This is a genomic window from Bdellovibrio sp. ZAP7 (assembly GCF_006874645.1).
GTDB lineage: Bacteria > Bdellovibrionota > Bdellovibrionia > Bdellovibrionales > Bdellovibrionaceae > Bdellovibrio.
Map to the genome: position 1 here is coordinate 2,072,930 of NZ_CP030082.1, position 21,662 is coordinate 2,094,591.

Annotated in this window: 25 protein-coding genes; 16 read left to right on the top strand and 9 right to left on the bottom strand. The window is 44.2% G+C overall.

Annotated elements, in window-relative coordinates:
* Positions 1-40 precede the first annotated feature (40 nt).
* The 7 genes from DOM22_RS10030 to DOM22_RS10060 form a co-directional block, all read right to left on the bottom strand.
* Complete coding sequence (locus tag DOM22_RS10030) at positions 41-418, bottom strand: hypothetical protein (protein ID WP_142700218.1); 378 nt, start codon at positions 416-418, stop codon at positions 41-43.
* A 23-nt stretch (positions 419-441) separates the two neighbouring features.
* Positions 442-1,599 carry a PQQ-binding-like beta-propeller repeat protein gene (locus DOM22_RS10035; protein ID WP_142700219.1) on the bottom strand — a complete coding sequence of 386 codons (1,158 nt, stop codon included), beginning with the start codon at positions 1,597-1,599 and terminating at the stop codon, positions 442-444.
* Between the two features lie 19 nt (positions 1,600-1,618).
* Complete coding sequence (locus DOM22_RS10040; protein WP_142700220.1) at positions 1,619-2,425, bottom strand: tol-pal system YbgF family protein; 807 nt, start codon at positions 2,423-2,425, stop codon at positions 1,619-1,621.
* Positions 2,426-2,633: 208 nt separating this feature from the next.
* Positions 2,634-3,749 (bottom strand): Glu/Leu/Phe/Val dehydrogenase, encoded by a 1,116-nt coding sequence (locus tag DOM22_RS10045; protein WP_142700221.1) that lies wholly within the window; start codon positions 3,747-3,749, stop codon positions 2,634-2,636.
* A 139-nt stretch (positions 3,750-3,888) separates the two neighbouring features.
* Positions 3,889-4,350, bottom strand: a complete 462-nt coding sequence (locus DOM22_RS10050; protein WP_142700222.1) for an ASCH domain-containing protein — start codon at positions 4,348-4,350, stop codon at positions 3,889-3,891.
* A gap of 6 nt (positions 4,351-4,356) precedes the next feature.
* A complete protein-coding gene (gene argS, locus DOM22_RS10055; RefSeq protein ID WP_142700223.1) occupies positions 4,357-6,102 on the bottom strand; it encodes an arginine--tRNA ligase in 1,746 nt (581 codons plus the stop codon).
* Positions 6,099-6,722 (bottom strand): hypothetical protein, encoded by a 624-nt coding sequence (locus DOM22_RS10060; protein ID WP_142700224.1) that lies wholly within the window; start codon positions 6,720-6,722, stop codon positions 6,099-6,101. The genes argS and DOM22_RS10060 overlap by 4 nt, the downstream gene beginning before the upstream one ends.
* Before the next feature lie 370 nt (positions 6,723-7,092).
* Between DOM22_RS10060 and DOM22_RS10065 the strand changes: the two genes are divergently transcribed.
* Positions 7,093-7,626, top strand: a complete 534-nt coding sequence (locus DOM22_RS10065; protein ID WP_142700225.1) for a tyrosine-type recombinase/integrase — start codon at positions 7,093-7,095, stop codon at positions 7,624-7,626.
* A gap of 99 nt (positions 7,627-7,725) precedes the next feature.
* On the opposite strand, the gene DOM22_RS10070 is transcribed toward DOM22_RS10065, so the two are convergent.
* A complete protein-coding gene (locus tag DOM22_RS10070; RefSeq protein ID WP_142700226.1) occupies positions 7,726-8,058 on the bottom strand; it encodes a hypothetical protein in 333 nt (110 codons plus the stop codon).
* Positions 8,059-8,330: 272 nt separating this feature from the next.
* Between DOM22_RS10070 and DOM22_RS10075 the strand changes: the two genes are divergently transcribed.
* The 14 genes from DOM22_RS10075 (at position 8,331) to DOM22_RS10140 (ending at position 19,471) form a co-directional block, all read left to right on the top strand.
* Positions 8,331-8,888, top strand: a complete 558-nt coding sequence (locus tag DOM22_RS10075; protein WP_246845570.1) for a 2OG-Fe(II) oxygenase family protein — start codon at positions 8,331-8,333, stop codon at positions 8,886-8,888.
* 1 nt (position 8,889) lies between these two features.
* The gene (locus tag DOM22_RS10080) at positions 8,890-9,633 is read left to right on the top strand and encodes an ABC transporter ATP-binding protein (RefSeq protein WP_246845572.1); all 744 of its coding nucleotides are present in this window, start codon (positions 8,890-8,892) and stop codon (positions 9,631-9,633) included.
* Complete coding sequence (locus DOM22_RS10085) at positions 9,630-10,382, top strand: ABC transporter permease (protein WP_142700228.1); 753 nt, start codon at positions 9,630-9,632, stop codon at positions 10,380-10,382. The genes DOM22_RS10080 and DOM22_RS10085 overlap by 4 nt, the downstream gene beginning before the upstream one ends.
* Complete coding sequence (locus DOM22_RS10090) at positions 10,379-11,326, top strand: ABC transporter substrate-binding protein (RefSeq protein ID WP_142700229.1); 948 nt, start codon at positions 10,379-10,381, stop codon at positions 11,324-11,326. Before DOM22_RS10085 ends, DOM22_RS10090 begins: the two co-directional genes overlap by 4 nt.
* Before the next feature lie 80 nt (positions 11,327-11,406).
* Positions 11,407-11,961, top strand: a complete 555-nt coding sequence (locus tag DOM22_RS10095) for a DUF177 domain-containing protein (protein WP_142700230.1) — start codon at positions 11,407-11,409, stop codon at positions 11,959-11,961.
* 77 nt (positions 11,962-12,038) lie between these two features.
* Complete coding sequence (gene rpmF, locus DOM22_RS10100) at positions 12,039-12,224, top strand: 50S ribosomal protein L32 (protein WP_142700231.1); 186 nt, start codon at positions 12,039-12,041, stop codon at positions 12,222-12,224.
* Positions 12,225-12,248: 24 nt separating this feature from the next.
* Positions 12,249-13,244 carry a beta-ketoacyl-ACP synthase III gene (locus tag DOM22_RS10105; RefSeq protein WP_142700232.1) on the top strand — a complete coding sequence of 332 codons (996 nt, stop codon included), beginning with the start codon at positions 12,249-12,251 and terminating at the stop codon, positions 13,242-13,244.
* Positions 13,245-13,248: 4 nt separating this feature from the next.
* Positions 13,249-14,223, top strand: a complete 975-nt coding sequence (gene fabD, locus DOM22_RS10110; RefSeq protein ID WP_142700233.1) for an ACP S-malonyltransferase — start codon at positions 13,249-13,251, stop codon at positions 14,221-14,223.
* Positions 14,224-14,355: 132 nt separating this feature from the next.
* Positions 14,356-15,105 carry a 3-oxoacyl-[acyl-carrier-protein] reductase gene (gene fabG / locus DOM22_RS10115; protein ID WP_142700234.1) on the top strand — a complete coding sequence of 250 codons (750 nt, stop codon included), beginning with the start codon at positions 14,356-14,358 and terminating at the stop codon, positions 15,103-15,105.
* A gap of 92 nt (positions 15,106-15,197) precedes the next feature.
* Positions 15,198-15,434, top strand: a complete 237-nt coding sequence (gene acpP, locus DOM22_RS10120) for an acyl carrier protein (protein ID WP_142700235.1) — start codon at positions 15,198-15,200, stop codon at positions 15,432-15,434.
* A gap of 6 nt (positions 15,435-15,440) precedes the next feature.
* Positions 15,441-16,712: a beta-ketoacyl-ACP synthase II gene (fabF, locus tag DOM22_RS10125; RefSeq protein WP_142700236.1), complete on the top strand. Its 1,272-nt coding sequence runs from the start codon at positions 15,441-15,443 to the stop codon at positions 16,710-16,712.
* 56 nt (positions 16,713-16,768) lie between these two features.
* Positions 16,769-17,245 (top strand): RpiB/LacA/LacB family sugar-phosphate isomerase, encoded by a 477-nt coding sequence (locus DOM22_RS10130; protein ID WP_142700237.1) that lies wholly within the window; start codon positions 16,769-16,771, stop codon positions 17,243-17,245.
* A gap of 155 nt (positions 17,246-17,400) precedes the next feature.
* Positions 17,401-18,648, top strand: coding sequence for a serine hydroxymethyltransferase (gene glyA, locus DOM22_RS10135; RefSeq protein ID WP_142700238.1), 1,248 nt, complete (start codon positions 17,401-17,403; stop codon positions 18,646-18,648).
* Positions 18,649-18,898: 250 nt separating this feature from the next.
* Positions 18,899-19,471, top strand: a complete 573-nt coding sequence (locus tag DOM22_RS10140) for a M23 family metallopeptidase (RefSeq protein ID WP_142700239.1) — start codon at positions 18,899-18,901, stop codon at positions 19,469-19,471.
* 313 nt (positions 19,472-19,784) lie between these two features.
* Here DOM22_RS10140 and DOM22_RS10145 read toward each other — a convergent pair whose 3' ends face one another.
* Entirely contained in the window at positions 19,785-20,786 is a 1,002-nt protein-coding gene (locus DOM22_RS10145; RefSeq protein WP_142700240.1) for a hypothetical protein, read from the bottom strand.
* A 491-nt stretch (positions 20,787-21,277) separates the two neighbouring features.
* On the opposite strand from DOM22_RS10145, the gene DOM22_RS10150 reads away from it, so the two are divergent.
* Positions 21,278-21,559, top strand: a complete 282-nt coding sequence (locus tag DOM22_RS10150; RefSeq protein WP_142700241.1) for a hypothetical protein — start codon at positions 21,278-21,280, stop codon at positions 21,557-21,559.
* Positions 21,560-21,662: the final 103 nt, after the last annotated feature.

A 21,662-nucleotide genomic window follows, 5' to 3' on the forward strand; every position in this document is an offset into this window, starting at 1 on the left:
TATACAGAGCGTACGTCTCAGAATGAGACGAGTGCTAAAACTACTCTGCAGTCCACTCTTTAAAGCCAGCTTTTTGAGCGACTGCGAGATCTTTGCGATCGATTTCATAGACATTGCAGTTGCCAGTAGGACTGCCGCAAAGTTGAATGCGCATCATACCGTCATTTGCATTTTTGCTGGAGTAAACTTGAACCGAGCCCAAGTCTTTTTGCATATCAACCAACGGAATACGTTTACCCTGACCACATTGCAAAGAGCCATCTGGCTTAAATACTTTCACACGATCTGATGTATTCGATGTTGTCACGGCAGCTCCTGGTTCGGCTTGAGTCTTTTTCATTTTCTCGCCACGGCAGTCACCATGAGAGCAAGCTGCCAAAATAAGGACTGGAATAATTGCTGTTACCCATTTTCTCATCGTCTCACTCCCCGACCTTGATACTAGTTAATTGTACGAACCCATTGTGCATCAATCGCATACAGATTGGCTTCACCTGAGATGAAATACACACGGTCCATTTTTTCATCCACCTGCGGAGCCGACAAAATACCACGGCCTGGCTCCATATCGCCCAAGACTTGACCAGTTCCTGCATCCAAGAACTGCAGACGACCTTGAGATTCACCAAAGGTCAGAATGCCTTTAAAGACTTTTACTTGCGTTGCGATACCGTCTTTAACTTTAAAGCTCCAGACCTTTTGGCCATTGGATTTATTTAAAGCTAAAACCTCACCCGTTGTCGTTGGATAATACACACGATCGCCAACAATTGTAACCGAGCTATAGCCACCTTGATCCACACGCCACAAGACTTCACCTTTGGCAGCAGAAACGGCATAAAGCTTGTCATCATATCCAGCGATATAGATTTGCTCCCCATCCAAAATAGGACTCGCATCGATATCACGGAAACGTTTGTTGCGGTTTAATTGCAATTCCCAAGTTACAGCCCCTGATTTCGCGTTGAACGCGACCAAAGAACCATCGGAGAACCCAATATAAAGAACTCCATTACGGATCGCTGGCTTGCTGCCACCACGAATTGAGAACACCGAAGTGTCCTGACGAGAGTACAACCAAACTTGACGGCCTGTGGCTGCATCTAATGCATAAAGAACGTTATTTCCCGCTAGGAAATACACAATACCTTCATCAAGCAACGGCTCGGACAAGTTTTCTGATTTCGTTGGGAAGGTCCATTGCACGCGACCAGTACTAGCTTCGATGGAATAGAAATTACCATCACTAGCACCAACAAACAGACGGTCACGAATCAAAGTCGCACTAGGTTCAACACCGTTTTTAACTGGCAGACGCCATTTCAACTGACCGTCTTCGCGGCCATAAGCGGAAATACCATCCATACCGTTACCCTGAATAACCAGGCTGCCGGCCAAGATCGGCGTCATACGATTGATTTTACGGAAGCCCAGATTATCTTTTTGAGTCGTTTGACGAACCCATGCGGTCTTAACTTCGAAAGTTCTTTTGCTGTTATTGAGCGCACGCCATTGCTCCATAGTTTTATCTACGGACTGGTCAATTGTCGTACATCCCATCATAAAAAGAGCCAAAGCCCCAAAAATCAAAAACTTCATGGTCGCCCTTACTTAAAAACTAAAGATTCTTTTTCGCTTTCAACAAACGAAGGTATTTCGCAGCTTCACGAGAAGAGATGGAATCTGTGTTTTGTGTATCTGCTGTATTGGAAACTTCAGTGTATAGTTGCTCTGCTTTCGCAGAGTCATTTAAAGTCTCATAGCAAAGACCTTGACGAAGTTTCGCTTCATCATGAGCAAAGTTAAAGGCTTTAGATGCTGTAATCACGTTCCATTTTTCAATCGCACCTTTGCAGTCACCTTTGTCAGCCATGACGTTGCCCATTTGCATCCAAACCAGACCTGAAGTCAGATCAGACTTGTTCAAACCTGCTTCAACTTTATTCAAAGCCTCAGCTGCTTCGTCGTATTTTTTGTAAGACAAGTAGATATCGCTCAAATTCAAAGCCGCCATTTGGCCAGCCACGGTTTTCGGAGCTTCATTAATCAAAGCCTCAAAGCCCGTGATCAAAGTACCGAAGTCCTTTTGCATGTCACCGCTGGCTTTTTTGCTTGGGTCAAATGCTGGAGCGCCTTTTTTATCTTTTGAGGTCGCTGCCATCATTTCAGCGCGGGCTGCTTCTTCAAAGCCACGTTTTTTTTCAGTGTAGGATTTTTCCAAAGAGAAGTATTTCTCTTGAGTCGCCACTTCTTTTTTATTGGAAAGATAGCCCATCAAAGATGCGCCAGCCCCGATAACAACAAACGCGATAACGGCAGTGATCACAATTTTGGAGTGAGTTGTCGTCCAAACAAAGCCTTGTCTCAATGTTTTAGTCACTTGGTCTGGGTTCTTCAAATCTTCTTTAGAAAACTTCGTGCTCAAGATAATTCCTCGCTGTTAATAAATACTTAGACCGAATAATTGTTAAACCCGGACCCTCGAGAGTCAACCCCGAGCGTCCCGTAGTTCGCTGCGTCGACTGAAAATAAAAAGGCCCGTTACCAAATGGCAACGAGCCTCGAATTTGCGTTCAAATAGCTGCTTCAGCCTGCGCGCCGACCGGCGCTCCGGCTCTGCCGGCTACCGCCGATTAGCGGTTGTAAACTTCTTTCAACGTCGTGAATGAACGAGAAGATTTACCTGGGTGACGTTGTTTCAAGCGACCAATAGTATTGATACGCTCTTCAGCCAAACGGTCTGCAGCAGTGTGCGTACCGATATTGTCACGTTTAGCAACTTCGTAAACTTTCGCGATATTGTCATAAACGCGTTTAGTTTTTTCGAAAGCACGCTCTGGAGAGTAACCTTCAAGCTCAACAAATACGTTCATCAAGCCACCAGCGTTGATAACATAGTCTGGAGCGTACAAGATGCCCAATTCTTTCAATTGGTCACCGTGACGAGCTTCAGCCAAAACGTTATTCGCGCCACCAGCGATCACTTTAGTTTTGAATTTAGTGATGGATTGATCGTTAACGATCGCACCCAAAGCACACGGAGCCAAGATATCGCACTCAGTGAAAAGGATTTCGTCAGAGCTTACGGCTTTGGCACCGTAAGTTTCAGAGATCTTTTTAGTACGAGCCATATCGATATCCGCAACGATGATCTCTGCGCCTTCTTCTTTAAGGTACTTAACAAGGTTGGAACCTACGTTACCAAGACCTTGAACCGCTACGCGCATACCTTTCAAAGAATCAGTGCCGAATTTTTCAGCTGCAGAAGCTTTGATACCCATCAATACACCGTGTGCAGTGTATGGAGATGGATCGCCAGAACCACCGAAGTCTTTAGGGATACCAGTTACGAATGGAGTCTCCATATAGATATGTTCCATGTCTTGAACTGATGTACCCACGTCTTCAGCCGTGATGTATTTACCATTCAAAGAGTTCACGAACTGACCAAAAGCACGGAATAGACCTTCAGACTTTTGAGTCTTAGAGTCGCCGATGATAACAGCTTTACCACCACCCAAGTTCAAACCTGAAGCAGCCGCTTTATAAGTCATACCTTTAGACAGACGAAGAACGTCTACCAAGGCTTCATCTTCATTTTTATAGTTCCACATACGAGTACCGCCCAAAGCAGGACCCAAAGATGTGTTATGGATTGCGATGATCGCCTTAAGACCCACAGCAGGGTCATTACAGAATACCACTTGTTCGTGGTCACCATGTTTAGAGATTAACTCAAACGTTCCCATGGAAAATTCTCCTTAATTAGAATTGCCTAGGGATCATTGTTCTATCTGAGTAAAAATACTAGCACTTACACCCAGCACTAGATGCACCGAGCTAAGACTCGAGACCAGTCTATTTAATGAAATCGATGATTTTACTCTCTTAAGGAAAAACTTTTTCGAATTCCTCGAAAACGATGGGCATTGTTTCTTCGAAAGTGAGGCCCAGCGGAGCAAACTGTCTTTTGTAAAATTCAATGTGAACTCGGCGCCAGTACTTAAGAGACTTGTCACCTTCGCCTTCTGTAAAAGCATTGTCCTCACTGATTTCATTAAAAGGGATAATGGACACCTTCGTGGTCTTTACGATGCAGACGGCTTCGCCTTTACCATCAGTTACGATAAAGATCCCACCAACCGCAGGAATTTCGGTCGAAGTTTTTTCGAAAGACCAAAGAGCAGATGCCGTGGCCCGTTTAACACCCTTGTCTACGAGCACAGAAAGTTCAGTCGCTTCTTGTGGGTTATCGGAAAAAGAATCAGCAACGATTGCAGCTGGCACCAAAACCCCAAGTGCCTCGTGATACGTTTGCCACATTTTCGTTACCGATTCAGCGTATGTCATAGCGCTTTACATCTTGTCAGGCGCAGGCATTCCAAGAACAGCCATGCCTTGTTTTAAAGTCGCACCTACAGCAGCGCTTAAAGCAAGACGTGCTTCACGAATAGATTCGTCTTTTTCAGTACCAATCGCGCACTCGTGATAGAACACATTAAATTTCTTAGCAGTCTCATACAAATAAGTACAGATCGCAGCCGGTTTATAATTTTCTGCAGCTTGCGCCACAGCCGTATTAAATCCAGACACTGCCTGCATCATTTGTTTTTCTGCCGGGTGAGTTAGCAACGCCCAGTTCACAGTTTTTTGAGTGCGCGGGAATTTACGTAACAAGCTTTGAATACGTGCATGAGAATACTGGATGAATGGTCCAGACTCCCCATCAAGTTTCAACCACTCGTTCATATCGAATACGATCTTCTTATTTGTATCCATACGAAGCATTCCATAGAAAATCGCACCTTTTGCCACTTGCGCAGCAATCAAGTTCACGTCTTCTTGAGACCATTCGTCTTTATAACGAGACAAGTATTGAGTCTTAACGTGCTCTTCCATGTTGCGAACCAGATCATTTAACGGAACGATATTCCCTTTACGAGAGCTCATCGCGCCATCTGGAAGTTCCACATAGTTGTATTGAAGATGGAAGCAATTCTTAGCTTGTTCAAAGCCCAGCATTTCAAGAACGCGGAAGACTTGTTTAAAGTGCAAAGCTTGGCGCATATCCACGATATAAACTGATTTCTCAATTTGTACGTCTTGGAATTTATGACGAGCCAACAACAAATCTTTGGTCGCATAAAGTCCTGTGCCGTCGGATTTCAAAAGCATACAGAAGCCCAATTTCTCAGCTTCCAAATTTTTACCGATCGCACCTTCGGACTTTTCCAATTTACCTTCAGCATATAGTTCTTTAACCCATGCTGCAGATGGAGCATCCATTTCGGATTCAAAATACCATTCGTCGAAAGTGACATCCGCCCATTTATAGACAGACTTCATCAATTCGATAGACCATTCGCGAGTCTCTTTCCAAAGGTCATAGTAAGGACCGTTTTCAGCTTCCAATTGTTTAAGGATCGCTGTCAGCTCCTGACGATTTAAATCTTCCTGGGGAGTTCCGTTTTGATCTTCCAATAGCAAATTGGCCTTGGAATACATGCTGCCTAACCATTCGCCTTTTCCAGTTGCAGGAACAGGTTCTTGGTTGTGCTTTTTCATATACCAAAGACATTTAGCCACGTGAGTTCCCATATCACCTGGGAAAGTTGCAGAAACGATCTCGCGACCTGCGTATCTCAACATACGAACAATAGAATCACCCAAACACAAGTTACGCATGTGCCCCACGTGAAGTTCTTTGTGCGTATTTGGCTGAGAGTACTCGATCATTGTTTTCGGTGCCTTTTCAACAAGGGCTTTTTTAAAGTGTTCGCCCGTTAAAATAGGATTCAAAACTTTTTCACCAAAAGCTTGCGGAGCAAAAGTCAGATTCAAATACGGTCCAGCAGCTTGAGCGCGAATCAAGTTGGAATCTAGTTCCATATTAGCAGCTAATTCGCCAGAAATTTGCGGAGGACCTTTTTTCAACGATTTCGCCAAAATAAAGCAACCATACGCCAAGTCACCCATGTCTGAATTTGGCGGTTCAACCAAAGCTTTATAGATTTCGTCTGCAGATAAAGAATGACCCATCTTTTCAATCGCAGCGGCGATTTTTTCAGTGGCTAAAAGGCGGATTGAATCGTGTTTAATCATATAAATTTCCAAACTAAGAAGACTGCAGCCCAAATGAGTGACAGAGAAAGAATGAATATACTGATTTTTCGGTGAAATTTAAGGTCTTTTTTAAGCTTTGCGACTTCTGCGTTCAAAGCCTGCTTTTCAACCGAAAAACCATCCAATTTGCGCGATAAAACCGACATTTCAGCCTGTCTTTCGGCTTTTTCTGATTCCAATTCCTGCAAAGCCTTTTGATGAAGGACCTGAGGGCTTTGATTCATGAAATATTGCGGCGTCAAACCAGGGATTTTTTCGTTCAAAATCGAATACCACTGAAGAGCGCGCCAAACATGCGGGGGAGCTTCATCGCCTTGCTTCGTCCATCGAGTCCAACTGCTTGGATCGACCATCAATAATTGGCTCATTTTACGTTGCGAAAGGCCTAATCCCAAACGAATCGATTCCAAGTCCCCCATCTGACGACGAAGAACTGAAACTTGGGCTTCATAATGCATTCTTAAAGAGGTCTTTGAACGGGGAGTATCCTCCCCTGCCTCGATTTCAAATGAAGGGTTCAAAGACCCTTCGATATAGCCCTCGTTTGAAACGTCCTTTTCAAGGGGTCCCTGACCTAGACCATGGGTCTCCATATCCATTTAAAGCCTCCCGGACTGTTGTAATTCACAATATTAGTGTTGTTATACGCATTGAAATACGTTGTGAAATACATGTATACTTTAAAAGGTCCCGATGGGGAGTCAAGCTAAGTCTTTGAAACCACAAAAGAATCCGTCCTGGGTACCCCTGTAGACCCCTTTTTCAATTCCGACTATAGCTTATAGCCATAAGCTATAGTGCTATGTATATGAATATACTGGTTATTTTATGTGGTGGTTTTTAGGGATTAACCTAGACGCGTCGAGTCTAGCGCATGTAAACAAATATTATTTACCTATCACCACTTTGAATGCAATGCGTTGCGAGATATCGATTGCCAGACCCCATTTAACTTTTGAATGATGAATCATGGCTCCGGCACCTAGGTATCAACTCAATAAGAACAAATATCTCCTCGAACCCGAGGTTGAACGTTTGCGAAAAATTCTCACGGATTTTGAACTCAAGGATCCACGCAATTGTTTGATGTTTTGGGTGGGTTTGAAGACCGGCGCCCGGGCCCAAGAAATCCTTAATATTCAAAGGTCAGATCTAAACCCCTACGATGAAAGCATCTTTATCCGGGGTCTTAAGAACTCAAATGACCGGGAAATCCCGATTCATTCAGCTATTTTTGAACGCCTTCATCGGTTCGCCGAACAGCAGGGTGGTCATCAGGTTTTTCCGATCACCTATCCCCGACTTTATCAAATCTGGGAAATGTATCGCCCGGTCCCTAAAAAGTTCCACTCTTTAAGGCATACTTTTGCGATCGAACTGTATCGAAAAACCAAGGATTTGCGCCTGGTGCAGGTCGCTTTGGGCCACAGAAACATCGCAAATACGATGGTCTACGCGGACTACGTTTACTCTCAACAAGAGCTTCGTAAGCTTATTCTTTAAACAATCTCCGCATCCAAGTCTCCAATGAAAAAAGCGCTGGTGGGGGAACCAGCGCCTTAAGGAGTGCACAATTAGGGGTTGGGGAAATTTTATTTAAAACTATTGATCCATTGAGCGGATTTCATTCGCAAGACGGTCGAATTGCTTGTCTTGAGCTGGTTGCGCTGCAGATTTTTCTTTAGCGAAACGCATGAAATCTTTGTTCGTTGGTGAATTATAAGAAGTGCCAGATGCTTCTACGATAACGATTTTCTCTCTAGCTTCAGGCTTAGCAGCGATTTCGCGAGTTTCTTGAAGATTGCCGCGAACTGATTCGTGAAGCTGTTTTTGAGCTGCTGCATTTTCAGAGATCATTGAACCGAAATCAGCAACTTTTGCGAAAGAAGTCATTGGGATCAAAGTCATCATTGCGATCATTACTTGCTTCTTCATAATTCACTCCTTGGTTATACCAATCACTATTGCATCGGCGGTGCCAACTGGAGCGGCCTTAAAATAGACTTGGCCCAGGGGTGTGACCTTCCGCGCGCGGCGCCTGTAAAAGAAATGAACACGGCGTCTTGCACTGGGTGCGTTTTCAGCCTAAAGTCCCAATATTAGACAGGAATTTCGTCTCAATATTGGACAGAACTGGACAGGAATTAATGATCAAAGCCCTCTTTCCTACGTTTGTTTACTATTCCCCACTTCAAGAGAAAGCCAAAATGGCGGCTCTCAATAAGGACCTGAAACAAGAAGCCTATAAAATCGCGGAAATCGATGAAGAGGGTCAGGCTTGGTCGCAGAAAAACTATAAGGGTGGATACACATCCTATGGGTCAATGTCTCAGCTGCATCAATTTTCCAGCACCTTTGGCGATCTGGAAAAAGCCATCAATAAACACGTTTATAAATTCGTGAAGCATCTGGAGATGGATATTAATCCCAAAGAACTTAAAATGAGTTCGTGCTGGGTGAATATCATGCCGACCTCGGTGATTCACACCATGCACCTTCACCCGCTGTCTGTTATTAGCGGGACTTATTATTTGCAAACACCGAAAAATTGCTCTGCGATTAAATTTGAAGATCCCCGTATGGATTCGTTCATGGCGTCTCCGCCACGCAAACACAATGCAAAGACTCATAACCAACGCTATCACTCGGTTGAACCTCAGGAAGGCAATCTGGTGTTGTTTGAAAGCTGGCTTCGCCATGAGGTGCCAGCAAATGATTCTGCCAAAGAACGCATCAGCATCAGTTTTAATTACGACTGGGTTTAAAATGTCAGCGTTTGCAGGGATTCAGCTTCAAAATCTAAAGAAAAGCTTCGGCCTGAAAGAGGTTCTGAAGAATTTCAATCTGCAGATTCCTGCGGGGTCTTTTATTTCTTTGGTCGGCCCCTCCGGCTGCGGAAAATCCACCGTCTTAAGATTGATTGCGGGTCTTGACTCTGCGACATCAGGAGATGTACAAAACACCCAGGCGAATCATTTCGGTTTTGTATTTCAAGACGCAAATCTGCTGCCTTGGAAAACCGTTTTTGAAAATGTCGCTCTTCCATTTGAGATCAGTCCAGAACTTAAAGCGATTTCAAAAAATGAAATCAAATCCCGCGCTTTGGAAGCTTTAAGCAAAGTGAATCTTCAAGACAGTGAAAATCTATTTCCCCATCAGTTGTCTGGCGGTATGAAGATGAGAGTTTCAATAGCCCGCGCACTGGTCACCAAGCCTCAATTGCTTTTAATGGATGAGCCGTTCGCAGCGTTGGATGAATTCACCCGCTATCAAATGCAAATTCAATTAAGAAACCTATGGCAACAAGAAGGCATCACGGTTTTATTCGTGACACATTCCCTGTCTGAAGCCGTTTTTATGTCTGAACGAGTGGTTTTGATGAATGCAGTTGGTGGCGACATTGGTCTGGATCAGAAATTAGATCTGCCAAAAGAGCGCAATGACGAATTACGGACTTCTCCAGAATTCAATCGCATCATCCGCACACTGTCTGAAGGATTGAAACGATGAAACGAATGCTGCCAGCCCTTGGATTTTTTCTTTTAGTGACCTGCATTTTGCAAGTTTTAGTAAAGCAAAACATTATTGCCGAAAGTTTACTGCCTTCACCGGAAACTGTCGTAAAAACTTTGATTGAGATGAATCTTGATTATGTTACATCGTTTTTGCAGACTTTAAAAAACACCCTGACAGGTTGGATCTTAAGTATTTTCTTTGGAACTGCACTGGCTGTGATGTTTTCTCTATCTCACTTACTGAAACGCGCTATTTTGCCATTTGCGGTGTTTTTTCAGACCGTACCGATCATTGCGGTGGCTCCGCTTTTAGTGATCTATTTCGGCTTTGGCGCGCCCACAGTGATCGCCTCAAGTTTTATCGTTTCGATCTTTCCAATCATCGCAAATACTTTAATGGGACTTGAAAGCGTTCAACCGGCGCAACTGGACCTGTTTAAGATCTATCATGCGAATGCTTGGCAGGTTTTATGGAAACTGAAACTCCCCGCGGCTTATTCCTATATCTATTCAGGCTTAAAAATTTCCGCCGGTCTTTCCATTATCGGGGCGATCGCCGGAGAATTTGTGGCTGGTGGAGGTTTGGGAGCGATGATTGATGCTGCCAGAACTCAACAAAGGGTTGATATCGTCTTTGGCGCTTTGATTTTACTATCTTTGATGGGCTTATTAATGATCGGTGCTTTGACTTTAACTCATCGTTTGCTGCAAAAATACCGTCCGTATTCCACAGGAGATTTATGAAAACACTTCTTTTGACCTCGCTTTTTTTCTGGGGAGCTATATCGTTTGCCGCTGAAAAAAAGGAAACAGCCGCGGCGGAGGTGACACTCGCTTTAAACTGGAAACCAGAACCTGAATTCGGTGGCTTTTATGAAGCGGCCACGCAGCGAATTTACATGAAGCATGGAATCAGTATTTCCATCCAGGAAGGTGGTTCCGGAACACCGACAGTGCAAATGCTGGCAAATGGTAAAGTTGATTTCGCGATCGTGAGCGCAGATGAAATCGTGATCTCGCAGGATCGCAATCCAAAAAACAAAGTCGTGGGATTATTCGCGGTTTATCAAACGGCTCCATATATAATCATGACTCATGCTGAGAATGATTTTAAATCTTTGAAAGACGTCTACGGCAGCGAAGGCACGTTAGCGGTTCAGGCGGGCCTCCCCTATCATCAATATCTGGTCCAGAAGTTTGGTAAACCCAAAGCGACAGTTGTTCCGTATCTTGGGGGAGTTTCTAATTTCTTGAGCGACAAGAAGTTTTCACAGCAAGGCTTCATCACGACGGAACCTTTGGCAGCAGAAAAAGGCGGCGCAAAAGTAAAAAGTTTCCTGGTTTCTGATGAAGGATTTAATCCTTACGTCGTAGTTCTTGCCGCTCGCGAAGAGACTATTAAGAAAAACCCGGAATTGGTGAAAAAGATGGTTGAAGCCACTCGCGAAGGTTGGGTCGGCTATCTGAAGGATCCCGCTAAAACCAATCAGGTCATGGCTAAGATGAATAAAGCTTTGGATTTAGAGACTTTCAATAAGGCAGCTCAGATTCAGCAGCCTTTAATTGAGGTCAAAGGACAAGTTCTGGGGGCGATGACCACGGAACGCTGGGAAACTCTGGTAAAACAGATGAAGGAACTAAAGCAGATTAAGTCCACTCCTGCAGCAAAAGACCTGTTTAGACCGTAAAAGGACTCCACTCTGCTCATTCTATTCTTGACCAAGCGTTCCATCTAAATTAGAAAGGAGCGCTTGCCGGAGTACTTATTATGAAAATCAATCTTGCTGAAATTCCTGAAGATGGCCGCACCTATGTTTGGACGAACCAAACCGGTGAAATTAACGCCGTTTTGGCCGATTTAATCGCTAAAGAAGCCTATAAAGCGGAATTCACGATCCGTCCCTTGAACTCCAAAGACTTTGATATGACTGGCAAAATCGTCACGGACCAGCCTTGCCAGTGCTCTCGCTGCGGCAATGACATGAAATTACACATGACAGAGAAATTCCACGAAATCCTGATCCCTAAACAAGATCAGCCCCGTGGTGGCAAATACGCGAAAGTTAACCATGTTAGCGATATTCCAGAAGGTGAAACAGATTTCTGCGAATACGAAGGCCAACATTTCGATATGGGTGAATACCTGCATGAAGTGATTGCCCTAGGGACGCCATTTAATCCGGTATGCCCTAAAGAAGATAATCCTGAGTGCTCAATTTACACAAATCCTGAGCCAGAACACGGTTTTATCTATAATGAGGAAATGCCCGTAGAAAAGCCGGAAAGCCCGTTTGCCGCTTTAAAGAATTTAAAGCTTAATTAAAGACTTGATTTTTATTGTAGTTTATATAAATTACCGTACTTCTGATTCCATATTGTTAGATTTAAAAGAGGTTTGAAATGCCAACTCCTAAGAAAAAAACATCCCGTTCTAAACGCGATATGCGCCGCTCTCATGACGGTTTGTCTGCTCCAGCAGTAGCTGTTAACAAAAAAACTGGTGAACTTGTTCGTCCACACCGTGCAACTAAAGGTGCTGACGGCGCTTTGTACTACAAAGGCAAACAAATCAGCGCAGCTAAGTAATAACTTAGAGTTAGGTTGATATCCATGGCAGGAATTTATCGATCTCGTGTAGCAGGGATTGGGTCTTATCTACCGGAAAAAATTCTTTCAAATTTCGATTTGGAGAAGATGGTGGAAACGTCCAATCAATGGATCGTTGAACGCACCGGGATCGAACGCCGCCATATCGCAGCCGAGGGTGAAGGCACATCTGACCTTTGCCTTCGTGCCGCACAAAGAGCTCTTGCAGACGCAAATCTTACCGCACAAGACATTGATATGATCATCGTCGGCACCGTTACCGGTGACCGTCAGATGCCTTCCACAGCTTGTTACGTACAAAGTAAACTAGGCTGTCGCAATATCGTGGCCTTCGATTTGAATGCCGCTTGCTCGGGTTTCCTTTATTCAATTTCTATCGCTGACCAATTCATTCGCACAGGTATGTACAAAAACGTTCTGGTTCTTGGAGCAGAAGTTCTTTCTCGCTTTGTGAACTTTAAAGACCGTGAAACTTGCATCCTTTTCGGTGACGGTGCTGGTGCTTGGGTTCTTTCCCGTGCAGCTGAGGGTGATAAAAATGTGATCGCATCTACGCACTTGCATGCGGATGGCGATCTGGCAGAACTTCTGACACTTCCAGGTGGCGGAAGCTTGATGCCGCAATCTCAATATGTTCTAGACAACAATCTGAACTACGTTTCTATGAAAGGTCGCGAGATCTTTAAGAACGCAGTTCGTACAATGGCTCTTTGCTGTAAAGAGGCTTTGGAAGCGAATGAAATGTCTGCTGATCAAGTGGACTGGATCGTTCCGCATCAAGCGAACAAACGCATTGTTGAGGCAGTTGCAGATCAATTTAAATTCCCAATGGAGCGCGTGATCCTTTATCTGCACGAAACAGGTAATACTTCTTCCGCTTCTATCCCGTTGGCCTTTGACTGGGCCGTTCAAAATGGAAAAATCAAACGTGGTCAAACGATCTTGCTTACTGCATTCGGTGCAGGCTTGACGTCTGGTTCCGTTCTCTTGAGGTACTAAAATTATGTTCACTCTGGTATTTCCCGGACAAGGCAGCCAACAACCTGGCATGGGCCGTTTTTTATTCGATAACTTCAAAATTGCTCAAGAAACTTTCGAAGAAGGTTCTGAAGCTTTAAAACAAGACATGAAAAAACTGTGCTTCGAAGGCACAGAAGCTGATCTTGCTTTGACTGAAAACACTCAGCCGGCATTGCTGTTGGTTTCAACGGCGACTCAAAAAGTTTTACGTTCTGAGTTCGGATTGAAAGTTCAATCTGCTGCTGGTCACTCCATTGGTGAGTATGCGGCACTGGTGGCAGCTGACGTGATGCGCTTTGAACAAGGCATGCAAGCCGTTCGCACTCGTGGACAAGCAATGCAATCTGCAGTTCCCGTGGGTCAAGGTGGCATGGTCGCAGTTCTTGGTCTTGAACCCGAACAAGTTGAAACCCTTTGCCAATGGACAGTTAAAAATTCTGGGTTTGGTCCCTTGTCTCCAGCGAACTTCAACTCCCCTGGCCAGATCGTTATTTCTGGTTCCATGAAAGCAATCAACTGGTTGAAAGATAATTTTAAACCGGAAGCTATCTGGGCTGAAGCACCGAAACGCGCGAAACTGATTCCTTTGGTTGTGTCCGCACCATTCCACTGCGAAATGATGAAACCTGCCGAAGACACTATGCGTTTAGTTTTGACCGCGATGGAGTTTAAAACCGCAGCATTCCCGATCGTTCAAAACTTCCATGCGAAGTTTGAAACTGACGGCGCTATTCTTCGTGAAAATCTGATCCGCCAAGTTTCAGCTCCTGTGCGCTGGATGCAAAGCATGGACACTTTAAAGGCCTCTGGTCACTCTCAAGTGATTGAATGTGGTGCTGGAAAAGTTATCCAAGGGTTGCTAAAGAAAATTGATGGCGAATTCTTTAAAGTAATGACCACAACAAGCATGGAAGATCTCAAAACTATTGAGGATTTTTTGAAAGCTACGAGTCATTGAAATTTCTTGAGCTTTATTTCGAGTTCAGACACAGTGGACTCGCATAAAAATCGATGAGCTTTTACCCTAGTTTTTCAAGCGGCATCGAGGGCACTTCGACACTTGTCGAAGCTGGAACTTAAGGAAATATTCATGAGCGGAAATTCACTTCAAGGTAAGAAAATTGTCGTCACTGGTGGCAGCCGTGGTATCGGTGCTGCTATTGTTAAACTTCTTGCTGATGAAGGCGCTCAAATTGCTTTCACTTACTCTTCTCGCGAAGAATCCGCACAACAAGTTGCTCACACTCTTAAAGGTGAAGGTCACTTCTATATCAAGATGGACGTGGCTAACGAACAATCTGTGAATGAAGCGGTCGAGCACATTCTTGAAAAATGGTCAGATGTTGATGGTGTTGTTAACAATGCTGGTATCACCAAAGATCAATTGTTGTTGCGTATGAAAGCAGAAGATTTTGATTCTGTTGTTTCCACAAATCTGCGCGGTACTTTCTTGGTTACAAAGGCTTTCACTAAATCGATGATGAAAGCTCGCAAAGGTTCTATCGTTAATATCACTTCAGTTATTGGCCAAACAGGTAATGCAGGACAAGCGAACTACGCAGCTTCTAAAGCTGGTACAGTTGCATTCGCAAAATCTGTGGCGTTAGAACTTGCTTCAAGAAATGTGCGCGTGAACAACGTGGCACCTGGTTATATCGCTACTGAAATGACAGACGTGTTGCCTGAAGAAGTAAAAGCGAAGATTTTAGAAAAAGTACCTTTGAATAAAATTGGCGAAGGCACTGACGTTGCTCAGGCTGTGAGATTCTTGTTAAGTGATGAATCTAAATACATCACGGGACAAACTCTGAGCGTGAACGGCGGAATGTATATGGAATAAACCCACTTTCAGCTCGACTGAAGTGAGGTTATGAAATTGTTTTTGATAAATTTGATTAATACTTAATGGGATTAATGTACTAGGAGGATTAAATGGCATTGCATCCAAAAGTTAAAGACATCATCGTAGAACAACTTGGCGTAGATCCAGATAAAGTTAAGCCTGAGGCTTCTTTCATCGACGATCTTGGTGCAGACAGCTTGGACATCGTTGAGCTAGTAATGGCTATGGAAGAAGAATTCGATCTTGAAATTCCAGACGAAGATGCTGAAAAGCTTAAAACTGTTCAAGACGTTGCTTCTTACCTAGAAAAAAAAGGTAAAGCGTAGGTCTTTATGACATCCCGATTTGAACGCCCATCTATTTCACAAAGAAGAGTCGTTGTAACAGGCGTTGGTGCTGTTACTCCCCTTGGTAATACCATTGAGGAGAGCTGGTCTAATGCTAAAAAAGGTGTATCTGGCATAGCTCCGATCACTAAATTTGATACAACAGGCTTCGATGTGACTTTTGCCGGTGAAGTGAAAGGCTTTAATGCTGATCAATACATCGAGAAAAAAGAACAGAAAAAGATGGATGAGTTCATTCACTATTCAATCGCCGCTTCAAAAATGGCGATTGAAATGGCGAAATTGGAGCTTTCTGAAAAAGAGAAAGCGACAACGGGAGTGATCATTGGTGTGGGTATCGGCGGGCTTCAAAACCTGGAAGAGACTTCCATCAAAATGAAAGAGAAAGGACCAGGACGTGTGAGTCCTTTCTTTATCCCAAGCGTAATCACGAACTTGGCTGCAGGTCAGGTTTCGATCGCCCTGGGTCTTAAAGGTCCAAATTATTCTGTTACATCGGCTTGTGCATCAGGTGTTCACTCTATCGGAGATGCCGTTCGCTATATCCGTGATGGAGTTGCTGACGTGATGCTTGCTGGTGGCGCAGAAGCGACTATCTGCCGTTTGGCGGTGGGTGGGTTCGCTGCGATGAGAGCTCTTTCTACTCGCAACGAGGCTCCTGAAAAAGCCAGCCGTCCTTGGGATAAAGACCGTGATGGTTTTGTTCTGGGTGAAGGTTCTGCGATGTTAGTTATTGAATCTTTGGAACACGCTGAAAAACGCGGCGCTAAGATTCTTTGCGAGATCACAGGTTATGGCGTTTCATCTGATGCCTACCATATGACTTCTCCAGCTCCTGAAGGTGCTGGTGGTTATGCGGCAATGGCGATGGCTTTAAAAGACTCCGGTCTTAAAGCGACAGACATTCAATACATCAATGCACACGGAACTTCGACTCCGGTGGGTGATGGTTTGGAAACAGCTGCGATCAAACACCTTTTGGGTGATCATGCGAAAAACGTGATGGTATCCAGCACGAAATCTATGACAGGTCATGCGTTGGGTGCGGCTGGTGCGATTGAATCTGCTTTCTGTGTGATGGCGATTCGCGATCAGATTGCTCCACCAACTTTGAACTTGGATAACCCAAGTGAAGATTGTGATCTAGACTATGTACCTCACAAAGCACGTGAGGCGAAGATCGACAATGTTCTGAACAACAGCTTCGGCTTTGGTGGAACAAATGCTTGTATGATCTTCTCTAAATTTAAAAACTAATTAAAAGCCCTGGGAAATCAGGGCTTTTTACTTTGTACGACTTCAAGGAATTTATCATGATTGTTTATATCGGCTGCGACCATGCTGGGTTGGATTTGAAACTTAAAGTGATGTCGGCATTTCCAGAAATTGAATGGAAAGATCAAGGCACATTCAATGGCGACTCTGTCGATTATCCTGATTATGCGGATAAGGTTTGCAAAGAACTGACGAAGATCGAAATCCTAAATCAAAAATCGGGAATCACGGATCCCGCGTTTGGACCGGCCATGGGAGTTTTGGTTTGTGGCTCCGGTCAGGGTATGGCGATTCGTGCGAATCGTTATCCACACATTCGCGCAGCCCTGTGCTGGAACGAAGATATCGCTCGCCTCTCGCGTGAACATAATAATGCCAACGTAATTACTCTGAGCGCTCGATTTACAGCACCCGACCTTGCAATCAAAATGGTTAAGGCATTCTTAAGCACCAAGTTTGAAGGTGGACGCCATCAAAAACGCGTCGACAAATTGGCTGCCGACACTGGTTGTTGAGACTTTTAAATTAAATCTGTTCAAGTGATACTTACGCATAACAGTTTTTCGTAATATCGATTTTTACAAGGCGGAAGGCGTACTAGCTGTACGTCGACAACGAGCAACGCAGACAAAAATCGACATTCCGAAAAACCTTTGATCGGAGTTTTTATATGAATTCGACGTCTCTAACTTTAAACCAAGTTGATCCCGAAGTATTTGCGGTGATTCAAAAAGAATCTGAACGTCAACAGTTCGGTCTGGAGATGATCGCTTCTGAAAATTACACATCAAAAGCTGTGATGGAAGCACAAGGCTCTATCCTGACAAACAAATATGCGGAAGGCTACCCAGGCAAACGCTATTACGGCGGTTGCGTGAATGTCGACACGGTTGAATCCCTTGCTATTGAACGTGCGAAAAAACTTTTCGGAATGAACTTTGCGAACGTTCAACCGCACTCTGGCTCACAAGCTAACATGGGTGTTTACCTTGCCGCTTGTAAAGCGGGCGACACGATCCTGGGTATGGATTTGTCTCATGGTGGTCACTTGACTCACGGATCTCCAGTGAATTTCTCTGGTATGCTGTTTAAAGCCGCTTCTTACAAATTGGATCCGGAAACAGGTCGTATCAATTACGATACAATTCGCTCAGTAGCGAAAGAAACAAAACCTCGCTTGATCATCGCAGGGTACTCGGCGTATCCGCGCGTTTTGGATTTTGCTAAATTTAAAGAAATTGCTGTGGAAGTGGGAGCCGATCTTTTGGTGGATATGGCGCACTTTGCAGGACTGGTGGCTACAGGCCACCACCCGTCTCCCGCTGAATATGCTGATTATGTTACCACGACGACTCACAAAACTTTGCGTGGACCTCGTGGCGGTATGATCCTTACGAACTCCGAAGAAAAAGCGAAGATCATGAACTCTCGCATCTTCCCTGGTATTCAGGGTGGACCGCTTGAGCATGTGATCGCTGGTAAAGCTGTGGCATTTGGTGAAGCTTTGAAACCTGAATTCAAAGACTATAGCGGCAAAGTGATTCAGAATGCGAAAACCTTGTCTGAAGAACTTTTGTCTCAAGGTTTCAAACTTGTGACTGGCGGTACGGACAATCACTTGATGTTGATTGATCTGTCTGACCGCGAGATCACGGGTAAAGTTGCTGAAATTGCTTTGGATGAAGCCGGGATCACTGTGAATAAAAACACTGTTCCGAATGAAAAACGCTCTCCATTTGTGACAAGTGGCATTCGTATTGGAACACCTGCTTTGACGACTCGTGGAATGGGAACTTCAGAAATGAAGAAGATAGGTCAATGGATTGCGCAGGTTTTGAACAACGCTGACAACGCAGATGTGAAAAACAAAGTGCACGCAGAAGTTAAAGAAATGTGTAAGCACTTCCCAATCTACTAGCTCTGCTTCTCCCTCGAGAAAATTGAATGAAGGCGTGCTTCGAGTGCGCCTTTTCTATTTCTAAGCCTCTCATTTTCATACAGACTTTAGGCTTGAGTGGTACTCTAAAACTGTCATCGACTTTTGTGGTTATCCGCGCGAAATGACTGAAAAATGGGCAATTAACATTTGGTAATTTTGCGTCATTTTTTATGCCTTTTTAGGGCAAAAAATCCTTTGGATACGAGCCCTTGTACGTTATAGTCAAATTATGACACCAGGATGGAAACAGCTAGTTAACTTTGCAGGATGCATTATTGCGACAGGAACTTTGGGTTCTTGTACGACTTTTCATACACCCCTTTCCCGAGAAATCATGAACGGCTCCTCCCAATCACGTGGAGTGGCTTCAGATCAACCAATGACCATTGAACAACAGGATAAGTCGTTTGATTGGCCGGTGGATGCTGCCCGCATGACTCGTGGATTCTTACCTAATAAACGCCGCCCGCATTTGGGTATCGATTTAGCCGCACCTAAAGGAACGCCTATATTGGCTGCCCAAGGCGGTACAATCATCTATGCAGGTCGTGAGTTTAAAGGGTACGGAAAAATGGTTCTAATCGAGTCTGGCGACGGTTGGGCAACATTGTATGCTCACTTCGACAAGATCTTGGTTTCTGAAGGCCAAAAAGTTCGCAAAGGCGAGGTGATTGGTGCCATGGGAAGAACTGGACGCGCAACGGGAGTGCATCTGCACTTTGAAATCCGCAAAAATCGCGGCCCGATCGATCCACTTCCGCTTCTTCCAGAGACAGCGGCGACTTCAACAGCAAAACTTTAAAACTTAGAAGGCTCCCGCAAGGAGCCTTTTTTTATTTGGGCTATAACTGGTCGGCACTTTTTTGTTTCTGCAAAAACGCGCGTCCTTAACATCTGATGCTGATGTTTTATGACAATCCTGCAATTTCCACTTCCGCAGCGGAGGTGGAAATTGCATCAATGAAATATTGATCACCGAAAATATCGAATCCGGATTCTCATAACAGCTAAATTATTAAGGATCCTATATGAACCGAAAAGCATGCCTCTCTGGAAATAAAAAAAGGCAGCCGTTTTAAGGGGCTGCCTTTTTAAGTTCAACTGTAAGTCTAAGATTAGAATACGTTGATTGTAGCTGACATACCTACGTTCGTTTTATCAGCCGTGAAGTATTCAGGTGCGAATTGCATGTTCGGGTAAAGGTAGATGTCACGAGTCACCGCGATACCGATACCAACTGATTGCGTGTACAAGCTTCTCAACCACTCAGAACCATCGTCAGATCTGAAGTGAGAGAAGATGAATGGACGGAATACAGTTCTGAAAGAGAACATGTCGTTGAACGCGTACTCAACGAATGGATAGAATCCAAGAACCCAGTCCGTACGACCACCACCGTGAACATCAGTTCCGCGGTTTTGGATAGTATCAATGTCGTCAGCGCCTTCAGTATAGGCATTGTAACTGACGTCTAAAGAAACACCTGGTTGCCAGTTAGAGTTCGGGATTTCGAAAAGCAATGTATGACCAACGCTTAAAGCACCCAAAAGTTTCAAAGTGTCAACATCGTAAGCATCAGTAGCGTAAGAAGCGCTAGAGCTAAATGATTGTTGGATACCTGCAGCTCTGAATGAACGAGAGTACCCTAATGATGGCGTTGCGATAGAGAATTGTCTGTTACCGTTCTGGTTTGATGTCTCTTCCCAATTGTTCTGGAAAGGAGTGTACAAAGAAAGACCTGTAGAGAAATTCAAAGCAGAGTTTTTATCCAAACGATAGTTGATACCAACAGAACCAACTAGGTTTGTCGCTGGTTGTGTTCCCGCTTCCCCAGCGTAGTTAGGACGTTCAGCACCAAATGGTTTTTCAAGGTTACCACCATTGTAAGCCCATGAAGTCGATACAGACCAGATAGATTTAGAACCAGAATCCGCACGCATTTTCGCGTTCGTGATTTCGTTGTCCAAGTCACCGTTAGTTTGTTCGTCCTTTTTTTGAACGTCAGTTACTTTAACTGTGCTTGTGTTTGCGCTTTGGTTTTTTTCTTCAGCGTGAGCAGAAACTGCTACTACCAAAGAACCTGCCAAAATAAGTGATGAAAGAATTTGTTTTTTCACCTGTGTGGTCCCCTTTTTTGTTAGAACTTTGTTAATCGTTAATACTTTTAAGTAAGTTTGGTTTCTTAATTCTTATTCAAGTCGCTTGCAGGTGCTTGTCGTTTCACATTCACTACGATTTCACCTGCTGACTTCAAGTGGTCCCAAAATGGAGCCAACTTGACTGTCATTTTTTATTAAGCAATGAAAGTGCCAGCACTTTGGTCCTATTTCAACACCAAATCCTGACAATAACCTAATATTTACGGGCAGTAGACGCACTGAAGCCTAAAAATTAAGCAGGTTCGTTTTCACACTTGTTACTAAAACTAAGCTCATTTTGACTCCAGTAGCGGGCTATAAATTATTCACGCGCAGCAGTATCAGATGATAATTCGCCGCATTCCAAAAAACGCGCGAGTCCGCAGGCGCCTTTTCCTGTAATGCTACATGTTGAGCGGGCGCGTTCTCGCCCGGATAATTCAGCCAGGAAGTGTTCTGAAGGGAGCTTTATGGTTGAGCGCGAGCTGTATGAAGAAACCGAATTTCTGCACGATGTAGGCGTTAATCTTAACGCCGCTCTCTTTATAATAGACAGACTGATTGAAGAAATTAAGGGCGAGGAAGGTCGACTGGAAACTGACTCGCAAACCGAAAAGTTATTTCATCACCTGGCGACTTATTTAAATCAAATCGATCGCACCGTTAAAAATCGTCGCACGCATTTATCAGAACTTTTGGAATCTCAACGCCGGGCCGAACAGGAAGCATATCGCAACTCGCGATCTCCTTAGGCGGAAAAAGAAGGGCGCCGTCGGCGCCCTTAGCGAGATCAATTTGCTCTTTCAATGGAGCGGATAAAAATCGTAATTTTTATCTCGACCTCGTCTTCGTTTA